Consider the following 1270-nt stretch of genomic DNA (forward strand, 5'->3'; position numbering starts at 1 on the left):
TGTTGGTTTCCACGCGGAACTGAGCCGGTTTTTCCACCGAGAAGTGAGCCACCTCTGAGTATGGTTTTCTGATCAGGCTTTGGTCAAGGGATTGGCCTTTTCTCCTCTCTTCTGAGCTGCTGCGGCCGAGCTGGCCTTGAAGCGGAAGCTGTCGTTTCCTGTTTCCAGGATATGGCAACGGTGGGTCAGGCGATCGAGCAAAGCCGTGGTCATCTTGGCATCACCGAAGACGGTTGCCCATTCGCTGAAGCTGAGGTTGGTCGTGATAATGACGCTGGTGCGCTCGTAGAGCTTGCTTAGCAGGTGGAAGAGCAACGCTCCCCCTGAGGCACTGAACGGAAGGTATCCCAATTCATCGAGGATCAGGAGATCGAGGCGAACCAGGGTCTCAGCGATCTGTCCTGCCTTGCCTTTGGCCTTCTCCTGTTCGAGCGCATTGACCAATTCGATGGTCGAGAAGAAGCGGACCTTCCGGCGGTGATGCTCGATCGCCTGGACCCCAAGGGCAGTCGCGACATGTGTTTTTCCTGTGCCCGGCCCACCGACGAGCACGATATTCTGCGCCCCGTCCATGAACTCGCATCGGTGCAGTTGGCGCACCGTCGCTTCGTTGATTTCGCTGGCGGCGAAGTCGAACCCGGAGATGTCCTTATAGGCTGGGAAGCGAGCAGCCTTCATGTGATAGGCAATCGAGCGAACCTCACGTTCGGCCATCTCGGCTTTCAGCAACTGGGACAGGATCGGCACGGCCGCATCAAAAACTGGAGCCCCTTGCTCAATCAGGTCTGTGACGGCTTGGGCCATGCCATACATCTTCAGGCTCCGCAGCATGATGACGACGGCGGCACTTGCGGGATCATGACGCATGGCGACCTCCCACGATCCGGACACGCAAGCCATCGTAGCGTTCGACGTTGGCCTTGGGTTCACGCAACAAGGTCAGCGCCTGTGGCGTGTCGATGTCAGGGCCGTCAGTCGTTTTCCCATCGATCAGACGATGCAGCAGGTTCAGCACATGTGTCTTGGTCGCGACGCCTTGATCCAGAGCCAGCTCCACAGCCCTGACGACGACCTGTTCGTCGTGATGAAGCACCAGAGCCAGGATATCGGCCATCTCACGATCGCCGCCCAGGCGACGCAGCATCTGGTCCTGCAACTGTCGAAAGGCCCGCGGCAATTCCAGGAAAGGCGCACCATTGCGCAGGGCTCCGGGTTTGCGCTGGATGACCGCAAGGTAATGCCGCCAGTCGTAAATCGTTCGCGGTGGTTT

Annotated in this window: 1 protein-coding gene and 1 pseudogene; both read right to left on the reverse strand. The window is 58.6% G+C overall.

Annotated elements, in window-relative coordinates:
- Positions 1-72: 72 nt before the first annotated feature.
- Entirely contained in the window at positions 73-867 is a 795-nt protein-coding gene (gene istB / locus EXZ48_RS34550; RefSeq protein WP_130521584.1) for an IS21-like element helper ATPase IstB, read from the reverse strand.
- A pseudogene (locus EXZ48_RS34555) lies at positions 857-1270 on the reverse strand (IS21 family transposase); the annotation flags it as partial. The pseudogene EXZ48_RS34555 and the gene istB, both read right to left, overlap by 11 nt.

This window comes from Shinella sp. JR1-6, assembly GCF_004284735.1.
Taxonomy (GTDB): Bacteria; Pseudomonadota; Alphaproteobacteria; order Rhizobiales; family Rhizobiaceae; genus Shinella.